Genomic DNA, 19026 nt, shown 5'->3' with positions numbered 1-19026 from the left:
ACATCGACGGAAATGGACTGCTCTCAGAACACGGACCCGCTCAAACTCATCCGCGAAGGCACGAGTCAGGCGCAGCGCACGAGCCAGGCGCTCTCGCCCGACTCAGCCCCCGTGGACGAGCGCACGCCCGCGCACAGTATGGTGTTTGCGCAGGCGTACAGCCGTTATCTGAAGTATTACAACGACAGCAACGTAGCAGCCGGCGACTGGCAGCAGTTCTTTTCCGACGACGTATCGCTGCAGCTGGCCACGGCTTCGATTCAGGATGTCGAGCAATACAGGATCCGAATCAGTGAGTTTTTTGGCTTTCTGAATACCCTTGATAACCAAGGGGATGAACCGGGGTTGAAAGAGCATTTGGGCTATCTGTTTAGCAGCGCCGGGACGCTGGCCAAGCAGCTCGACGCACTTGCCGAAGCGCTGCCGAAAGAAATTGCGCTGAAAAACGGTTTGCAAAACCTCATTCAAGGTCAACTGGCCGAAGCCTTCAAGCGCCTGATTGCCTACTACAAAGCCGGCGACACGCTTAACGTGCTGACGGAGGCCGTTCCCACGCCGGAAATGCGCATTTTGGGTGGCCCTGTATCGACATTTCTTTCCATTATCACCGCAGGCCTGTCCAAGAATTGGATCACCAACGGCGCACCCGATTGGGCCACTTACGAAGCCGGTATTGCCGCCGATGCAACGGTGTACGGCAGCGGCGGCAGTGTCTTCGCGCAGGTCAACCACCTTGCGACGCACAACCTGTTTACTTCGGTCTTCGACCAGCTGCTGAAAGTGTACGCCCGCGTAGTGGCCGATGCGAAATTGGCGCTGGAAAATACCTTCACCAACTGGGACGACCACGCGCCGCATTACGCGCTCTTTCTCGCGTTTCTGCGCCTGCGCGAATATGCGCGCCACGAGGCGAATACACTCACCCAGCGGCACCTCGATTTTTATTACCGCGACATTCTGCGCCTGCGCGAAAAGCCCGCGCAGCCAGCCCACGCGCACCTTTTGCTGGAATTAGCCAAGCACGTCGATTCGTATTTGATCGGGCAAGGCGAATTATTCAAAGCCGGGAAAGACGACTTAGGCAAAGAAGCCTTCTTCGCCAACGACCGTGATTTCGTAGCGAATCAGGCCCTTGTAACGAGCTTAAAAACGGTCTACCGCCACGGCAAAGAGCCGGTGGGAACGGATGCCAATGCCGACAAACAAATCGGGCGCTTGTACGTGGCAGCCGTTGCCAATTCCGACGACGGACTGGGCGCCGAACTGACCTCGCCGGATAAGTCGTGGCATCCTTTTTTCAACAAAGTTTACGTCGATGGAAAGCTGGCCGAAATAAAAATGCCAGCGGCGGAAATTGGCTTCGCCATCGCTTCGCACTACCTCTGGATGGCTGAAGGCACGCGCACCATTACCGCCGATTTTACGGTGACAGCGGGCACATTTCCAGCTTTGTCCGACAAGATTATTTGCCTGCTCACCACCGAAAAAGGCTGGCTGGAAAAACCCGCCACCATGTTTGCTACCGAGTCGGGCGTCTTGCGATTGGTCGTCGAATTATCGGGCGCCGACCCGCCCGTGACGCCGTATTCTGCCGACACCCACGGCTACACGTTCGCCACCAACCTGCCAATCCTATTGGTGAAGCTGCGGCACCAGAATTCTGACAATTATATCTACCCTTTATTCCAGGACACAGTAGTTCAGAAAATCGACTTAAAAGTAAAAGTCGCGGGCCTCAAGACGCTAGCTGTTTCCAATGACTTTGGGCCCGTCGATACGTCCAAACCGTTTCAGCCTTTTGGCCCTTCGCCAGTCGCTGGCAACGCCGTCATTATCGGGTCGAAAGAAGCCTTTCAAAAAAACCTTACCAGCGCTTCGCTCGACGTGGCGTGGCTAACCGCGCCGGCCGCGTATCCGAGTGGCACGGTGCCAAACATCACCATTGATTTTCTGCAGGCTGGCAGTTGGCAAGCCTCTGGCATTGCGGCAATTGCGGTGACTTCCGGCACGTTTGTTTTCTCCAACAAGCTGGATTCATCCGTCGTCGATGCGCCCGATTTGGAGGAGGATGATTTTTACAACACGGCTTCCCGGCACGGCTTTGCGCGCCTGAAATTGGCCGCCGGGTTTGGGCAGAGCCAATACCAAACCGACCTGCTTAAATACCTGCGCAAAGACACGGGTGCGGGCGACCCCGGCAACCCGCCAGTTGGCCCGTCGATAAGCGCGCTTTCGTTGAATTACGAGGCTGCCCAAACCATCCTGCTGAACTCTGTGGATAAGGCGGCTTTTGCGAACCGCCAAGCGCTCTTTTTCCACGTCGCGCCATTTGGGCAGGCTGAGCAACATCCGCTGCTGAATTCGGCGCACACGGTTTACCTACTGCCGCAGTTCGACTTTCAGCGCGACAATGCCAAACAGGAAAGCGAGGCCGAATTCTACATTGGCCTCAGCGCGTTGCAACCGCCCCAGAATGTAGCCTTGCTGTTTCAGGTAGCCGACGGCACCGCCGACCCGCTCGCGCAAAAGCCCGACCCACATGTGCATTGGAGCTATTTGCGTGACAATGAATGGATTACCTTTCCTCAAAATGACGTAGAAGACCAAACCGACGAGCTACTGAATTCAGGCATCGTCACGTTTGCCGTGCCCCGCGACGCGACTGCTACCAACACGCTGCTGCCCACCGAGATGCACTGGATTCGGGCCGCGGTGTCGGAAAAAAGCGAGGCAGTTTGCCGGCTGATCAGTGTGGCAGCGCAGGCGCTGCGCGCCACATTCACCGACCGTGATAATGACCCGGCTTTTCCGGCCAAGGTGCTACCAGCCGGCACCATTTCCAAGCTCGATCAGCCGGTGGCGGCCGTCAAAAGTATTACGCAGCCCTTTGCCACTTTCGGCGGCCGAGGCCGGGAAGCATCCGACGCATTTTATACGCGCATAAGCGAGCGCCTGCGGCACAAAGACCGCGCAATCGCGCTCTGGGACTACGAGCACCTCGTGCTGGAGGCTTTCCCACAGATTTATAAAGCCAAGTGTATCAATCATTTACACTACGAGCCTAACGACAGCGGTACCGGCATTTACAAAGAGCTGGCACCGGGGCACGTCACGGTGGTGACCCTTCCGGATCTGCAAACTCAGAATCTGCGCGACCCGCTGCGGCCTTACACCAGCTTGGGTCTTTTGCAGGAAATCGCCGATTTTCTGCAAAAGCGCATCTCCTGTTTTGTAAAGCTGCACGTCAAAAATCCGCAGTTTGAGGAAGTGGCTGTCAGCTTTAAGGTGCGGTTCTACGACGGGTTCGACGAAGCCTTTTACACCAAGAAATTACAGGAAAGCATCACCCGTTTTTTGTCGCCGTGGGCATTTCCGGGGAGTGGCAGCCGCGGCCCTTCCTTCGGCGGCAAAATCTATAAATCGGTGCTCATCAACTTTGTCGAAGAGCAGCCTTATGTGGACTATGTAACTGATTTTCAACTCTTTCACGACGTAACGGGCACTGCCGACCGCGAGGAAGTGGAAGGCTCCAAAGCAGTTTCCATTTTGGTTTCCGTGCCGGCCAAAAAGCATTTGATCCAGGTAATTAACCCCGCCGAGGAAGAGGCCCACCACGAAAAATGTCCTTGCGAAGCATGAGCCAGACGCCCGTCACCATCCCGAAGCAGCCCGCGCTGAAACCCGCCGAGGACTTTTTCCGCCTCCGCCGGGAAGGGATTGGGTTTATCGAGCAGATGGGCAGCCGCCAGTGGACGGATTACAACGTCCACGATCCCGGCATTACCATTCTCGAAGCGCTCTGTTACGCCATCACCGACTTGGCCTATCGCATCGGCTGGGACGTGAAAGATATTCTGGCGCCGGCCACGCCCGCACCCAATCCCAAGCAGCCTTTTCCGAACCAAGCCTTTTTCACGGCCCGCGATATTCTGACCGTAAATCCCTGCACGCCCGACGATTTTCGGCGCCTGCTCATCGACCGGGAATTGGTGCGCAACGCGTGGCTATTCTGCAAGGAATGTGCTTGTGACGTACACTATTACGCTTGGTGCGAAGACGACGAATTACAGCTATCCTACGAAAAACCACTCAACCGAAAATTCAAGCCCAAAAAAGTATCGGTACTGGGCTTGTACGAAGTGCTGCTGGAGCTAGAATCCGATCCGGATTTAGGCGATTTGAATGATCGCAAAATTGAATTCACCTACTTCATATTCGATACGGAAGGCAAGCGACACGCCGTCACGCTTGAATTGCGCTTCCCGGATTGGGGCTTGGAAAAGCGCGATGCCTGGCAACTGTTTCTGGAAAGCAACGATGCTTTTTCCAATCAGAATGGCGCCTCGTTTAATCTTACGCTGTTAAAATTCAACCGCAACAAAACCGATAACACGCCCCTTACCGATGCCCAACTGCGCAGCAATTGGCGGAATGTTTTCTACGCCAGCTTTGAATTAGAACTGCTGCCCGGCGGCGAGAAAATCACCATTGAAAATGCGGCACTGCGGATTTTCGGCGATACCACTGCGAAAAACCAAACCAGCGTAGCCGACATAGCCGCGATGCTAGCCGATAAAACCGCCGCTGGTTTTGTGCCGCGCTACCGTCGGAAACTGCTGAAAGTGGCGCAGTCTGTGGCCGATGCCAAAGCAACGCTACACGCCCACCGCAACCTCGACGAAGATTATTGCCGCGTGCAGGGTGTGGCCATAGAAGACGTAGCCGTTTGCGCCGATATAGAAGTTACGCCCGGCGCCGACATCGAGCGCGTGCAGGCGCAAATCTGGTTTGCCATCGCGCAGTATTTGAATCCGCCTGTGCCGTTTTACACGCTCCAGGAAATGATGGATGCGAGCATTCCGGTGGAAGATATTTTCAACGGCCCGGCGCTCGACAACGGCTTTATCAAGGCCGAAGAACTGGAACAAGCGCAACTGAAAACCGTTCTGCGCGCCTCCGATATCATCAACCTGTTGATGGATATCGAGGGCGTAATTGCGGTAAATAACCTGCTGCTCACCAAATACGATGCAGAAGGCAATGTGGTAAACGCAGCTGCCGACCCCACGTGGGTGAATGGCAAGCCCGTATTTGACCCGAGTAAATCCAGTGCTTCGTGGCTGCTGTTTGTGAGTGCGCTGCACCAACCGCGGCTGTATTTTAACTTGTCGCGGTTTCTGTTTTACAAAAATGGCCTGCCGTTCCTGCCGCGCCTTGACGAGGCCCACGATACCCTCACGCAATTGCGCGGAGAAGCCGAGCGGCCCAAAATCAAAAATGCGCCGAATGATTTGCCCGTACCGGCCGGCACTTTCCGTAGTCCGGAAGACTATTTTCCGGTGCAATACAGCTTCCCGCTGACCTACGGAATTGGCTCCGCGGGTTTGCCCTCGCATGTGTTGCCACGGCGGCGGGCGCAGGCTAAGCAATTGAAAGCCTACTTGTTAGTATTCGAGCAGTTGCTGGGCAATGCGCTCGCCCAGATAGCCCATACGGCCGATTTGTTTTCCCTCGACCCCACGGTCAAGCGCACCTATTTTATTCGCGAGTTCAGCGAGTCGGTCATTCAGGGCTACACCGAATTGATCAACGGGCTCAACCAATCGGCGCTGGAAGAATTGACGGAAACGCTTCCCGAGTTTCACGAGCGCCGCAACCGTTTTCTCGATCATTTGCTGGCCCGTTTTGGCGAGCAATTCAGCGAATACACCCTGCTGCTCACCAATCTGCAAGGACAGGAAATTGGCTTAGCGCATTTGATCGACGACAAAATCGCGTTTCTGAAAGCCTACCCCATTATCAGCCACGACCGTGGTAAGGCCTTTAATTATACGCAAACACCTTGCGCGCCAGATAATATTTCGGGCCTGAAACGCCGCATCAGTTTGCTGCTGGGCTATCCTGATCTCACATTTTCCTGGACGCTGACGGGCACGGCACCGGGGCCGTTTACCGTCACGGGTTTTCAATTAAAAGACCAAAGCGAAACCCTGTGGCTCGAAGGGAACCTCAGCGTAAGCGGCGCCTCCGAAGCCGCCGCGACGCAACAGGCATTTCGGGAAATCATTGCGCAAATGATGCAGCCCAGCGCTTACGAAATCGTAGCTGATACGGCGCAATTTCGGCTTACGCTCAAGGATAAAAACGGCAATCTTCTTGGCCGACACCCCGAATTATTCAAAGCAAAATCCGCAGCCCAAGCGCTTCAAGATGAATTACTTAATTGGAGCAGCAACGCCCGCGCAATTGTGGTCGAACACCTGCTGCTGCGGCCTAAATTTCCGGGCGATGCGCTGTACCCGGCCTGCACCGACGGCGGCTGCAAAACCTGCGGCGACGAAGATCCCTACTCGTTCCGCCTGACGTTTGTAATGCCCGGCTGGACGGCGCCGTTCAACGTCAACCTGGACATGCGGCGGTTCGCCGACCGCACCATTCAGCAGGAAACACCTTCCCACTTGGTAGGCAAAGTTTGCTGGGTTGGCAACGACGGCTTCATAGAAAACCCTTGTGATGAGGTAGTTAGCAAAATAGCTAACCTATTGATTGACAAAGGTTTAACCCCTGACGGCACAAGACCTACCGAAACAGACGCCTGTGCCTGCGCCTTGGCTATTTACGCTGCATTTAGCGAAGTATTCCGCCTTTGGTACGACGACAAAACCCTGCTTTACATCCAGCCAGACGCCTTGCAAACGCTGCTGGAAACAGAGTTTTCGGCGAAGCTCTCCCCTGCCAGCGTTTCCTGCACTACCGTGCTGGAAGTTAGCCTATGGACTGAAATCCAAGCAATTATGGTGGAGTATTTCCATCAGATCGCGCTATACGGTTGGCAGTTCGAGCGATTTGAGGATGCCTGGTGCGCGTGGCTGACGGCCAATGCTGCCTTCGACTGGACGGAAGAACGTTTGCAGGAACGCGTGGAAGCCATTCTCAAGGCCGGTGTAGTGTCCGCGCCGGCCGTGACCCATTCCAGTCACGATGAGTTGTGCAAATGCGCCACCGCCATTCTTACGCAGTATGGCGTTGCTTTTTATGACTGGATGGATGCCAATTTCAAGGCCGGCCGGGCCTTTGCTGACTTCACCGATTTTGTGCCCGCGCCTATTACGCTGTGCCCCGGCTTCACTTTTAAACCAGATACCGAGGCAGCCTTGGAGGCACTACTGAAAGACCGCTACGAGGCCTACCGAGAAGTTTCGTACCGACTCTGGGTGGTGGTAAATCTGCTCAGCAAACTGCGCAACACTTACCCCGGCGCCACCCTGCACGACTGCGACGACGGCAGCGACCAAAACCCGGTGCGCTTGGGCAGTACGGCCCTCGGCAACTACCCTTTGCAGCGGGTGCTTACGCCAGAAATCCACGAAGCAAATGCCCACAAGACTTCTCCGGCAAAAGCCAAACGCGCCACGCCCAAAAGGCCGCCGAAACCGCCCAAAAAAGCATAGCTGATTTTCCTTAAATGGTTAAAAACCGCCCTTCGCCATGCGACCGACACAAGATACTTATCCGGTCTTCGAGGCCAATCAGGTGCTCACCAATGCGCATCTAAATCAGGTCTTTAACTATTTGGATGAACAGGAACGCCTGACGCGCGCCAACCTCATCGGCATTGGCATTGTCTGCGGCCTGGAAATTCAGCTCGACACTACGGCGGGCACGGCGGTTATTTACCTTTCCAAAGGCTGCGGCATCACCTCGGAAGGTTATTTGATCGTGGAGCCCGACGACGTAGCGCTGGTTTCGTACCGTGCTGATTATAAGGTTCCTAACGAGATAGAGTATCGGCCTTTCAAAGACCCGGTTTCGAAAGCACAATACCCGTTGTGGGAATTGTTTCCGGCCGGCGAGCCCGATACTACTGCGCTGGCAACCCCAGCTAACTTTCTGGCTGACAAGGCGGTACTGTTGTTCTTAGAACTCAAAAAAGAGGGATTACGCAATTGCAGCCCCAATAACTGCGACGACAAAGGCGCCGACGTAACCGCCACCGTGCGCCGCCTGCTGATCAAGATCGAAGACCTCACCAAAATCATTGCCGAGGCCAACAAATTAAACGCAAACCTCACCTTCACCGATCTTGAAAGCGCGCTCCAAGCCCGCCTCCACCTGCCCGACATCCGCTTGCCCCGCTACGACGTCCCGAATACGGGGCCGGCCACTTCCAACCAGGTTCTGGCGGCGTTTTTCGAGGTCTTTCGCAGCGAAAAACTGGCGCAGGCAATGGGCAACGCACTGACGGCCGCCTACAACGCCTTTCGGCCGGTAGTGGAAAACCAATATCCGTCTAACCCTTTCGCCAGTTTCGGTGCGACGTTCGGCTTTCTGGATACCGCCCCGACCACCCCCGGCCAAGTGCGGTTTCTGCAGTATTACTACGACTTTTTCGACGATTTGCTGGCTGCCTACAACGAGTTTCGTTGGAAGGGCGGCGAGTTGCTGTGCGCCTGCTGTCCGCCGTCGGAGTTGTTTCCGCGCCACCTCATGTTGGGCGTTCTGGAGCCGACCGCGGTACCGAACGCGGCCCTGTATCGCCATGCTTTTTTGGCTTCGGGCGCCATCAGCGGCTGCGAAGAACAGACGCGGGACGTGGTTTTGCTGTTTCAGCGCTTGGTGGAAATGATTGTACGGTTTACGCCCAATCCGCCGCCGCCGAAGTCGGCCACCAACCCGCGCGTCGATACGCAAATTCGCATTACGCCCAGCAAACTCGCCGATGTGCCGCTTTCCGAGAAGGCCATCCCTTATTATTACCTGCAAAACGGCACGCCTCCGTTATATCACGTTTGGAGCCCGCAAAAGACCCGTCGCGGCCGCGCCAACCAAAACCTGAGCTACCGTGCCGACGAGTACGTGCCTGCGCCCCCGCAGTTTGTGCTCCAACCGCTGCGTTACGACCTCGAGCCGCACAATTTTCTGCGCATCGAAGGGCACCTGGGCAAGAACTACCAAACGGTGCTCAGCACGCTGCTTTTTCAGAAAACGCGCTACCGGCTTCCCATCGAAATCTTGGCGTTGCGCACGGGCGCATTCGACGAAAATATCACCCTGGATTTGAGCAAGGAAGACTGCCGGTTTCAGGATCTGGAAACGCTGTATGACACGCTGCGCGCCGAGCTAACCTGCTTCCTCTGTAAGGAAACGCAGTATTTCTACAACCTACCGCTTGAAAGCCGATTTAAAATCCCTACGCCGACCAAGGCCAAGCTGCCGCTGTTGGTGCAGTGCGCACCCGACTTTCTGGTGCAGCCGCAAACGCTGGGGCGGTTGTTTGAAGACTGGTACAGCAACCAGCCCGGCGGCGTAATTCCGGAGCTTGATCCCAGCGTCATTATCAACTTTTTGAACAGCCAAAATGTCGGGCAGTCCAACCTGATCATTTTCTACATTCTCATCTACATTTCGAAGCTGTTTGACCAGCTCACGCCCGATGCCCGGCAGCTTGATTTTGCGCGCTTTGAAAAGCGGTATCAGGACTTGGTTAGTGTTACGGAAGCCATTGAGCGCGAGCGCGAGCAGGCCACCGACAACCTCGAAGGCAACGCCCGGCTGCTGAGCTGGGAGGAGCTCGACGACCGCCTCGAAGCCATTCTGTACAACTGCCGTCTTGCTGCTTTTCGGGCGTTGCTGGAAGAATACCGGCGGCGCGTGAAAGAAGCGAAGCAGAAGCAATTTCTCAGCTATTTCCTGCAACAGAACCCCGGCATTCAGCACAAAGCTGGGGTGCCGTTGGGCGGCACGTTTATCCTCGTGTACCACGACGATCCGGAGCGGCGCCGGCCGGGCCTGGGGCTAAATCGGTTTGACCTGACCAACTTGCGCGCCAACGTTTTCTCGACGGCCATAACCAATCTCTCAGCGGCAAGCGCGCTCAACACGGAAGCGGTAGCCGAAGCGCTAGAGCGGATTAGCGCCAATCGAGAACTAGTTGTTAATGAAGATGTTAGGTTTATCATTGGCACCCTGACGGGAATTGCGCCGAACAGCACGGCGCTGTTGCCGCCAAACCAAAATGACGAGGTCGAAAAAGTAATCGCGGCGGCCGTCAACGAGCTGGTAGATGGCACTGTCATCGCAGACTTTTTCCTTCCCTACATCTGCTGTTCCGATTGCTCGCCGGTGCAGTTTGTGCTGCCCAAAGCGCCACCCACTTTCACGGTGCAAATCGGCTGCACCAACCCCAACAATGAGGCCGAAGTAACTATCACGCCGGCAGGCGGCATGGAGCCGTACAGCGTCAAACTGGACGACCAGGAGTATCGGCCGCTCACCGGCGCAGTGCTGGCCGGCACGGGCACGCACACGCTTATTCTGCGCGACGCCGAAGCAGTCGAAACGGCTCCGCAGACCGTCGTCATTGCTCCGCAATTAACACTATCGGAGCCGTCCTTCGACTGCGTTGGCGATAACAACGAGTACATCGTAGCCTTGCAGATTTCGGGCGGCACGCCGCCTTTCACCGCCAACCGCGGCACTGTCAACGGCACCACCTATTCCAGCGACGCGCTGCCGGGCGACACGGAAACGGAAATCATCATTACCGACAGCCTCCGATGCAGCGTCACGCAGCGCGTGCAGCACTCCTGCCTGCCCGCGCTGGCTTTCACCGCCAACGTGGGCTGCACCACTCCCAACAACGCAGCACCAGTAGAAATCAGCGCGACGGGCGGCACTGCGCCTTACGAGCTTCAGGTTGATAACGAGGCGTTTAAGCCCGTGGCTGGCTCCATGTTCCTTGCCGTAGGAACGCACAGCTTGGTGGTGCGCGACGCAGCCGGAGTCCTGACTGCGGCCCAAACCGTAACGATAGCGCCCCAGTTGCTGCTGAAAGAAACGGACTTTACCTGCGACGGCACCGCTTCTTACCGCTCTTTCCTCCGCGTGGAGGGCGGCGTGCCGCCTTATCTCGCTAACGGAGCACCCGTAACCGGCGATAGCTTCGCCACCGACCCAATTGCCAGCGGCACGGCCACTACCATCGAGGTAAAAGACCAGAATGGGTGCACAGCTTCGCTGGAGGTGCAGCATACCTGCGAGCAACCCTGCAACCTGCCCTGCGGCGGCCAATCGCGGCGCTGTGCGTACCGGCTGTGGCTACAACCACCCGTCGAAGGGGCGCCGTACGAAACCTACAAGCAGGATTCGGAGGTAAAATTCCGGTTCAACGGCCAGGATTTCGCGCTGGCCGATGCGGGCAGTCTGGTGCAAATACAGGCTGGTCAGCTCAACGGCAATTTCCGCAATGCCATCGGCGGGGCAGTCAAAAAACTCAACGAGCGCATCAAGCAGGCGTTGGTAGGCGAGTTTGGGCCTGAACTTGGGGCCAACCGCTTGGTGCTGAGCTACGAGCCGGCCGACTCCGACCCGTTTGGCATTCTCTGGATAGAACACTTTGAATGTGAGCAATTTAGCCTTGAGTTTAATTATTCTTTCGCCAAACCCACACCGGCCTTTAGCCTGCTGATGCGTTACACCAACGAGCCCGACGTGACGGGCGCTCCCTTCAACGGCGCAATCTTGGTCAACCGGCGGCTCAACAACAAGGAAACGCGCGTGCCCGCCTTCGACTGCCGCGAGCGCAACCAATGTACCGGCACCGATTTTCAGAAGCTATGCGAAGGCCCTGATCCTAAACCAGTTGTGGGCATTGAGCGCCAGGAAAACAACGGCTTCCTGTTTACTGGCAAAGTCGAAAATGTGCCCGTCAATTCGGTGGTGGCCTGGGTGTGGGATGTGCCCATCGCCCAACCGACTGAGCCCTTTTACGAAGGCCCCAAAGTAGAGGCACAACTGCAAAAACCCGGTGGCACGGCGCGGCTTACGGCCATCACGCAGAAAGGCTGTTTCGGCACCGCCGAGCAAAACATACCCTAATGGCGCACCTCATTCGGCAGCAAGTTTTGCACGTAGAATTGAACGGCACCGAAGCCGATGGGCTTGCGCTGCAAAATCGGCTTTCGGCTCTCTGTCACAATTGGTTACAGCCGGAGATAGAGCGCATTTTCGACCGCTCAGCGCCAACTGAGGAACATTTGTATATCGAACAGCTCGAGGTGAACCTAGGGACGTTTGACCTCAGCCGGCTGGAGCAAGAATTGCCAGCGGCCGTGGCGGAGGCGCTCGAAAAGGCCATTCGGGAGAAGGTCGGGACTGCGGGCCTGCCTATCGGATCAGGCGGCCGGGAAGTGCAACTCAAAACCGACGCACAGGTGGTTTGGGAAGCTTTTTTGCATTTCTTACAAACGGGGCGGTTGCCGTGGTCCTTCCGACTTCCGCCGGGTGAAACGCTGGAAACGGCTTTGCAAAGAATGCTGGCGGCGGGCGTACCAGCAGTATATGTTGCCGAAACTGAACATCTTATTCATTCACAGACGGCGCGCAAACGCTTAGCAGAACAATTTTCGGAGGGTTTCTTGGCTACGCTCTTGGAGTTGATAAACCAGCAAACCTCCGCGCAGGAGCAGCTAACAGTTGCCCAACTCAAAGCCTCGTCCCGCACTGACGCTCTCCCCGACGACGTACCGGAACCTGCTTACCCGGAAACAGAAGCCCTGTATGTCGAAGATGCGGGGCTAGTGTTGCTGCATCCCTTTCTGCCGCAGTTTTTTGCGACGATGGGCGTGGCGCAGGCCCGAAAATTACTTCAGCCCGCACGGGCGCTATTTCTGCTGCATTACTTGGCTACGGGCGCCGAAACCGCGAAAGAATACGAATTGGTGCTCCCCAAAATCCTCTGTGGCCTGCCTGTGGACATGCCAGTTGAGGGCAACGTAGAGTTGACGGAAATCGAAAAAGCCGAGGCCAATACCCTGCTGGAAGCGGTTGTTCGGCTCTGGGGAGCGCTCAAAAACACCTCCCCCGACGGTCTGCGCGAGGCTTTTTTGCAGCGCGCCGGCAAGCTCTCCCGCCGCAACGACGACTGGCTGTTGCAAGTAGAGCAACGCGGCCACGACCTACTGCTCGAATCGCTGCCCTGGAATATTGCCGTGTCACAGCTGCCTTGGATGCCCAGTTTGCTGTGGACTGACTGGATATAAATACTTGATTATTAAATATTTACAAATACAATCTTAGAACACCTTGCGAACGCTATGAAGCTATGAGAATCACGGCGGAAAAACTGGTAAAAGCGGCGCCGGCACCCTCGGGAATGCGGACTGCCCAGCCTTTTTTTGAGAAGGCCGGGCGGGGCGAATTTTTCGAGCCTATCCGGCAGGCTACCCAGACGCGGACGCAAAACAAAATCCTGCGCAAAGCCGCTGGGCTCCCCGACGTGCTGTTTGAAACGCAGGCTACCATTCTGCCCAAAATTAGCAGCGGCGAAAGCGTACCGGAGGAAATTCGGCGGGCGGCCGAGTTGCGCCTGCAAGCCGATTTTAGCATGATCCGGGTGCACCGGGACTCGGAATTGGTGGGCATAACCCAGCCGCTGCGGGCGCAGGCACTCGTCTTTCAGCAACATATTTTCTTCGGGCAGGGCGAGTATCAACCGACTTCGCAAGCGGGCAAAAGCGTGTTGGTACAAGCGCTGGCGCACACCTTGCAACAAGGTGTTGCGGGGTTAAAAACCAATGAGTTGATACGGGCAGAAACGCAGCTTTCGCCACCTGATCTTTTGGCCTCCACAGCCGCCAAACCGGATACAGCTTCTGGCGGCCCGGTAATAACTGAAACCACGGCGCTCGCTGAAAAAAATGCCGGTGCCAGGTCCGCCGGCCAGCCTGGAGCATCTCCTCAGGCTACGCCCGAAACTGATGGCCTGCAACCGGGCGAGGCGCCGGTTCAGAGGGCGCCCCAAACGCCGCAGCAAGACCCGGAATTTGGGAAGGTAATTGGGCAGACGCGCCAAGTGAAAAAAGCGCAGAAATCGCACAAAAACCCCCAGGAAAAAAACACGGCGGTTACCGAATCGGCGCACCTGCCGGTAGCCGATCAGAAAGCCTACAACGACCGCAAACAACACCTGGAAGTCATCAACAAAACGGCCGTCAACAACAAGGACGCCAACAAAAAATTCACGGCCGCGCAGTTCAGAAAGCTGTTACAGACGCAGTTGAATGAGCTGGAGAAAAAGCTACCGCACAGCGAAGACGACAGCAAGCAGTTTAAGCGTGACAAACCGCTGGAAGGCATCAAGAACAACGTTAAGCAGCAGGTCAAGGACGAGAGCAAAAACGTGGCGGCCCCCATCACGGCGGAAACAGAGAAGAAAGCCCCTCCCGAAAGCAACCTGCCTACGCAAGAGCCCAAACCGCTGGTAGAGGAAAAAGCAGGCGCCAACCCGCGGCCCATCGACGCGGTAGCGGCCGCGCCCAAGCCCAAAACGGACTCCGAAATCTCGATGGAGAAAGAGAGCCAGTCGCTGGACGAGTTGATGGAGAAAAACCACAATACCGAGGAGCAATTCGCCGAGTCGAACGAACCCAAATTTCAGCAGGCCCTTAAGACCAAGAAAGAAGCGCAGGCTAAAGCGGGCGAAGCACCGCAAGTGTATAGTGTTGACGAACAGAAAGTTATCGCGGGGGCACAGAAAACTGCGCACAAAGACGCCGTAGTTGATTTTGGGGCCATGCACGCCGTACGTGGCCAAGGGTTCCACACGGTTTACGACAAACAATCGCACCACGACAGAGACGACAAAGAAGAGCAAAAGCGCATCAAAGGCGAGCTCGACGCCATTTATAACAAAACCAAAAAAGACGTCGACGATATTTTCACGGCGTTGGGCAAATTTGTAGAAGACACGTTTGAAACCGAGTCGAAAGCTGCCAAAGATGACTTTGAAAAACGCGTGGAAGACCAGCTCGACGACATTCACGGCTGGGGCGTGCGGGACTTTCTCTTCGGCGAGGATACCGAAGCCATTGAAAAGGTTTTTGAGCGGGAGAAAAAGAAATTTATCGACGCCCTCGACCTTACGCTCAACAAGATTGCGCAGCGCATTGCCGACGACCTGAACAAAGCCGTCGAATGCATTCAGCAAGGAGAAGCCAAAGCCGAAGGGTTTTATAAAGGCCTCAATACCAAGCAACAAGGGCTGGTAAGCGACGCGATGGAAACTTACCGCGTGCAGTTTGCCAACCTAGAATCCAGCGTGGATGAGAAGCAGGCGGAGCTGGCGCACAGTCTGGCCGAATCTTACAAGCAAAACGTGGATTCGCTGCGCAAGACCTTCGACAAGATCAACGAGGACGTGCGCAAAACCTGGATTCAGCGCGCCGCCGAGTTTATTAAGGAAGTTGCCCTGACCATTTATCGGTTGGGCGAACTCTTGGTGACCGTGCTCGTGCGCATTGCCTACGTCATCGGCGACATCATTGCGCACCCGATTCGCTTTCTGGAAAACCTGGCGGCGGGCATCAAGCAGGGGTTTGCCACGTTCGTGGAGAACTTCGACACCTACCTGCTCGAAGGATTTTTCAACTGGTTGAAGGGCAAAGTAGGTGGCGCCGGCATCCGGATTCCGGCCAAGCTGGACACCGCCGGGTTGTTTAGCATTGCGCTGCAAGTCATTGGCCTGACGTACGATAACTTCCGGGAAATCGCCAAAAACAAGCTGGGTGAACCAGTAGTCGCCGCCATTGAAAAAGGCGTGGAAGGCGCCGAGGAAGTGTACAAGCTCATCCAGATGGCCCGCACCGATATCGGGGCTTTCTGGGCGCACATCAAGGACGTGCTGGCCAATGCCGTGGATGAAATCTTCGAGAAGATTAAGAAAACGGTGCTCTACGAAACTATCAAAAAGGTGCTGGCCTACATTGTTACGCTGTTCAACCCCATAGGCGCCTTTATCAAGGCGGCACAGGCGATTTATGCCGGCATCCGGTTTCTGATGGACAACATCGAGCGTATTATTGCCTTGGTCAATGCGTTTCTTGATGGGGTGGAAATGGCCGTGAAAGGCGACGTCAGCGGCATCGCGTCGAAGGTAATTTTCGGGCTGCAAAATGCCATTGTGATGGGCATTGACTTCCTGGCTAAGTTATTGGGACTGGGCAACTTAGCCGACAAGGTGCGCGCCATCATCAAACAGCTCAAATCGCCAGTAGATCGGGCCATGGGATTTGTAGTAGACAAGCTGCTGAAACCTGTGGTGGGGCTGGTTCAGAAAGCGGGCAAAGCCGTGGTGGGCGCTGGAAAGAAAGCGGCTAGCGCCGTGCTAGGCTTTTTCGGAATTAAGAAGAGCTTTTCAACTAATACAGGCGAAACTCACTCCATCTATTTTGAGCAACGCGGCGAAAAGCCCATCCTGAAAATTGAAAGCACTCCGCAGGATATCAAAGCATTTCTGGAATTCTACCAAAGCAACTACAAGCTAGACTCGGCCAAAACTACTCTGCTCTCGATGATCTGGACGCATTTATCGACTTACGATGGCGATTACAACGATCTGAGAAAAGTGGGTGCAGATACGGAAAAGGCCAAACCGATTCACCAGCGCTTGTTGCAGAAAAATGAAGCTCTTACCGGACTACTTCGCACGCTGCTGAGCGGAAACAGGTCAATTGGCTTAATCATTGAAAGTTATTTACTGGAAGGCATAACGGGCACCTACGCCAGTATGCCGCGGCCACGCGTCGATTTTCTGACTCCCGACCACCAACCCCAGGCGGCAATTTTGAAATGGGCTGCCGACTTACAAATAAACAGGCGGAAGTTATTCAGCAGTCGGAGCGAAATGGCGAATAGGGCAAGTGGCAGCCACGCAAGCGGTGGATATGCCATTAACATACACGAAAACAGGCACAAAGAAGGACGGACGTTTGGCTCGAAAGGCGCAGATACTTTGAATGACTTCGTCACTTTCGTCACCGGCAAAATCACCAACGAACCGGACGAGCAAAAAATCAGGGATATCGTCGTGGATCGAATGAAAGTTGAGTTACAGCGAGACGTAGTGGCTATGCGAGCCGTTCTCCGGCGCAGCGATGTCTGGGAAGACATCAACGAGATTACGGATATCACCAAGGCTGAAAAAGACAAGCTCAAGGCAGGGATTAAAGCCCGAACCTTGGATGGTCTCAATCAAATTCAAAACCAACCCATGGATAATCTGAAAATTAAATAAGCTATGCAGAGGAAACAGCCAGATGTTGTACAGCAATTCGGGGAGTACCTGCAAAATTCGACCGCCGAGTTCGCTGATATACAACCTGTGAAAGACGCCGAAGCAAAACTGCACAACCTCCTGAATGACAGCCAAAAAGCCAAAGCCTTTCGGGTAATCGGGCAGGCTGGCACAGGCTCGCTGATCGCATTTTGGAAGGATAACAAAGCAACAGATTTCAAACGAGCGCCGGTAGTTTGGCTGAGCAGCGAAGGCTTTCCAAACAGCGTTTTTGCGTCGTCTTTTGAGGAATATTTATCTCTGCTGCCTTATGGTACGGGCTTTATTTATGATGTGCTTAGCAATTACTATTTTCACAAACAAAGTCCGCAGCTTCAGCCAGCGCCCCAAGAAAAATTCACCGCCGCAAAAATCAAATCCTATTTAAAGCAAAATATAAGTCAGTATAAAGGCCACGCCGAATTTCTGACTTGGCTGAAGGATGAGGCCACCGTTACAGTGGCGAGTGCCCCGTTAGACGTCATTGAAAAGGCTATCCAACATCACCCTGATCTGGCTGCTTGGCTTAAGCATTAAGGTAAAGTACCCATCGGTTGGCAGCGCCCGTATTCATGACCAATACTCCTAATCTCTCCACGGCTGTTCGTTACCTCCGGGCAGTGCTTAAGGGGCGTTTGCAAGTGTATACCGGCCAGGCGAAAGAGGTAGAAATAAATGAAATCGCGTACCTGAAGGATGAGTCGCCCTTTGCGAATTTTATAGTTCAGCACCGCCCTTCGTTTGAGGAATACGTCGTGCTGCTGCTGGCGCTTATTGTGCATATTCGGCCCCATTTTTTCACCCAGCTTATTTCCGAATTTCTGCCCGAAGGCGGCGACCTGCCGGAGTTTGGCGGTGTGCGGCTGGGAAACCACCGCGGGATTCTGCCGACTGGTGAAACGGCGCTTTTTGTATTGGCCGGCGACGACTTAGAGAAGCGCTTGGAAATCCAGCGGTTGCTCGGCCCTGAACACTGGCTGAGCCAAAAGCATGTTCTTCGCTTGGAGACCACGCGCGAAGGCGAGCCGACGATGAGCGGCCTTCTGATGCTGGACTCCGAAGTGGTAGAACTCTTGACTACGGGCACCGTCAGCGCGCCGCGGTTCAGCATCGAATTTCCGGCTGAGCGCCTGCTGACGGAGATGGAATGGAACGACTTGGTGCTGCTCCCCGGCACGCAGCAGCAGATTCAGGAGATTCAGAACTGGATCACGTACAGCGACACGTTGTTGCAGGACTGGGGCATGCGCAAGCAAATCAAACCCGGTTTTCGGGCGCTTTTTTATGGGCCGCCCGGCACTGGCAAAACTCTGACTGCCAGCTTATTAGGAAAACACACCAATAAAGATGTTTTCCGCATTGATCTGTCGCGTGTGGTGTCCAAATACATCGGCGAAACGGAGAAAAACCTGGCTGGTCTTTTCGATAAGGCGGAGAACAAAAACTGGATCTTGTTTTTTGATGAGGCGGACGCGCTTTTCGGCAAGCGAACCGACATCCGCGATGCTCACGATAAATACGCCAATCAGGAAGTCGCTTACTTATTGCAGCGCATCGAGGGCTACAACGGCTTGGTAATTTTGGCTTCTAACCAGCGCGCCAACATCGACGAGGCGTTTGCGCGCCGCTTCCAAACCATCGTGCATTTTCCGGTGCCCGGCGCCGAAGAACGGTACCGGATCTGGCAGAAAGCCCTGCCGGCACAGCTCGAAATCGCCGCTGATATCGACTGGCACCAAGTGGCCGCCCGCTACGAACTGACGGGCGCGGGTATCCTGAACGTAGCCCACTACTGCGCCATAGAAGCCCTGGCCGATCGCTCCTGCCGGCTCGATCTACATCGCTTGAAAAGCGGCATCCTGCGGGAATATTCTAAAGAAGGCAAGGTTATATAAGTATCTAATTATCAATTATTT

At 55.1% G+C, this 19026-nt stretch carries 7 protein-coding genes; all 7 read left to right on the top strand.

Translation table 11 applies throughout. The features are described 5' to 3' along the window. Positions 1–12: 12 nt before the first annotated feature. The 7 genes from H9I52_RS07780 (at position 13) to H9I52_RS07750 (ending at position 19005) form a co-directional block, all read left to right on the top strand. Complete coding sequence (locus H9I52_RS07780) at positions 13–3639, top strand: baseplate J/gp47 family protein (protein ID WP_187453402.1); 3627 nt, start codon at positions 13–15, stop codon at positions 3637–3639. Continuing rightward, positions 3636–7451: a hypothetical protein gene (locus H9I52_RS07775; RefSeq protein ID WP_187453401.1), complete on the top strand. Its 3816-nt coding sequence runs from the start codon at positions 3636–3638 to the stop codon at positions 7449–7451. Before H9I52_RS07780 ends, H9I52_RS07775 begins: the two co-directional genes overlap by 4 nt. Before the next feature lie 37 nt (positions 7452–7488). After that, positions 7489–11877: a hypothetical protein gene (locus H9I52_RS07770; RefSeq protein ID WP_187453400.1), complete on the top strand. Its 4389-nt coding sequence runs from the start codon at positions 7489–7491 to the stop codon at positions 11875–11877. Further along, positions 11877–13040 (top strand): contractile injection system tape measure protein, encoded by a 1164-nt coding sequence (locus H9I52_RS07765; RefSeq protein ID WP_187453399.1) that lies wholly within the window; start codon positions 11877–11879, stop codon positions 13038–13040. Before H9I52_RS07770 ends, H9I52_RS07765 begins: the two co-directional genes overlap by 1 nt. A gap of 62 nt (positions 13041–13102) precedes the next feature. After that, a complete protein-coding gene (locus H9I52_RS07760; RefSeq protein WP_187453398.1) occupies positions 13103–17071 on the top strand; it encodes a DUF4157 domain-containing protein in 3969 nt (1322 codons plus the stop codon). Between the two features lie 3 nt (positions 17072–17074). Next, a complete protein-coding gene (locus tag H9I52_RS07755) occupies positions 17075–17647 on the top strand; it encodes a hypothetical protein (RefSeq protein ID WP_222940433.1) in 573 nt (190 codons plus the stop codon). Between the two features lie 35 nt (positions 17648–17682). Continuing rightward, on the top strand, positions 17683–19005 hold the full coding sequence (locus H9I52_RS07750; protein ID WP_187453396.1) for an ATP-binding protein: 1323 nt from the start codon (positions 17683–17685) through the stop codon (positions 19003–19005). Positions 19006–19026: the final 21 nt, after the last annotated feature.

The organism is Hymenobacter sp. BT491 (genome assembly GCF_014349165.1).
GTDB classification, from domain to species: domain Bacteria; phylum Bacteroidota; class Bacteroidia; order Cytophagales; family Hymenobacteraceae; genus Hymenobacter; species Hymenobacter jejuensis.
This window is presented reverse-complemented; position numbering and strand designations above follow the sequence as displayed.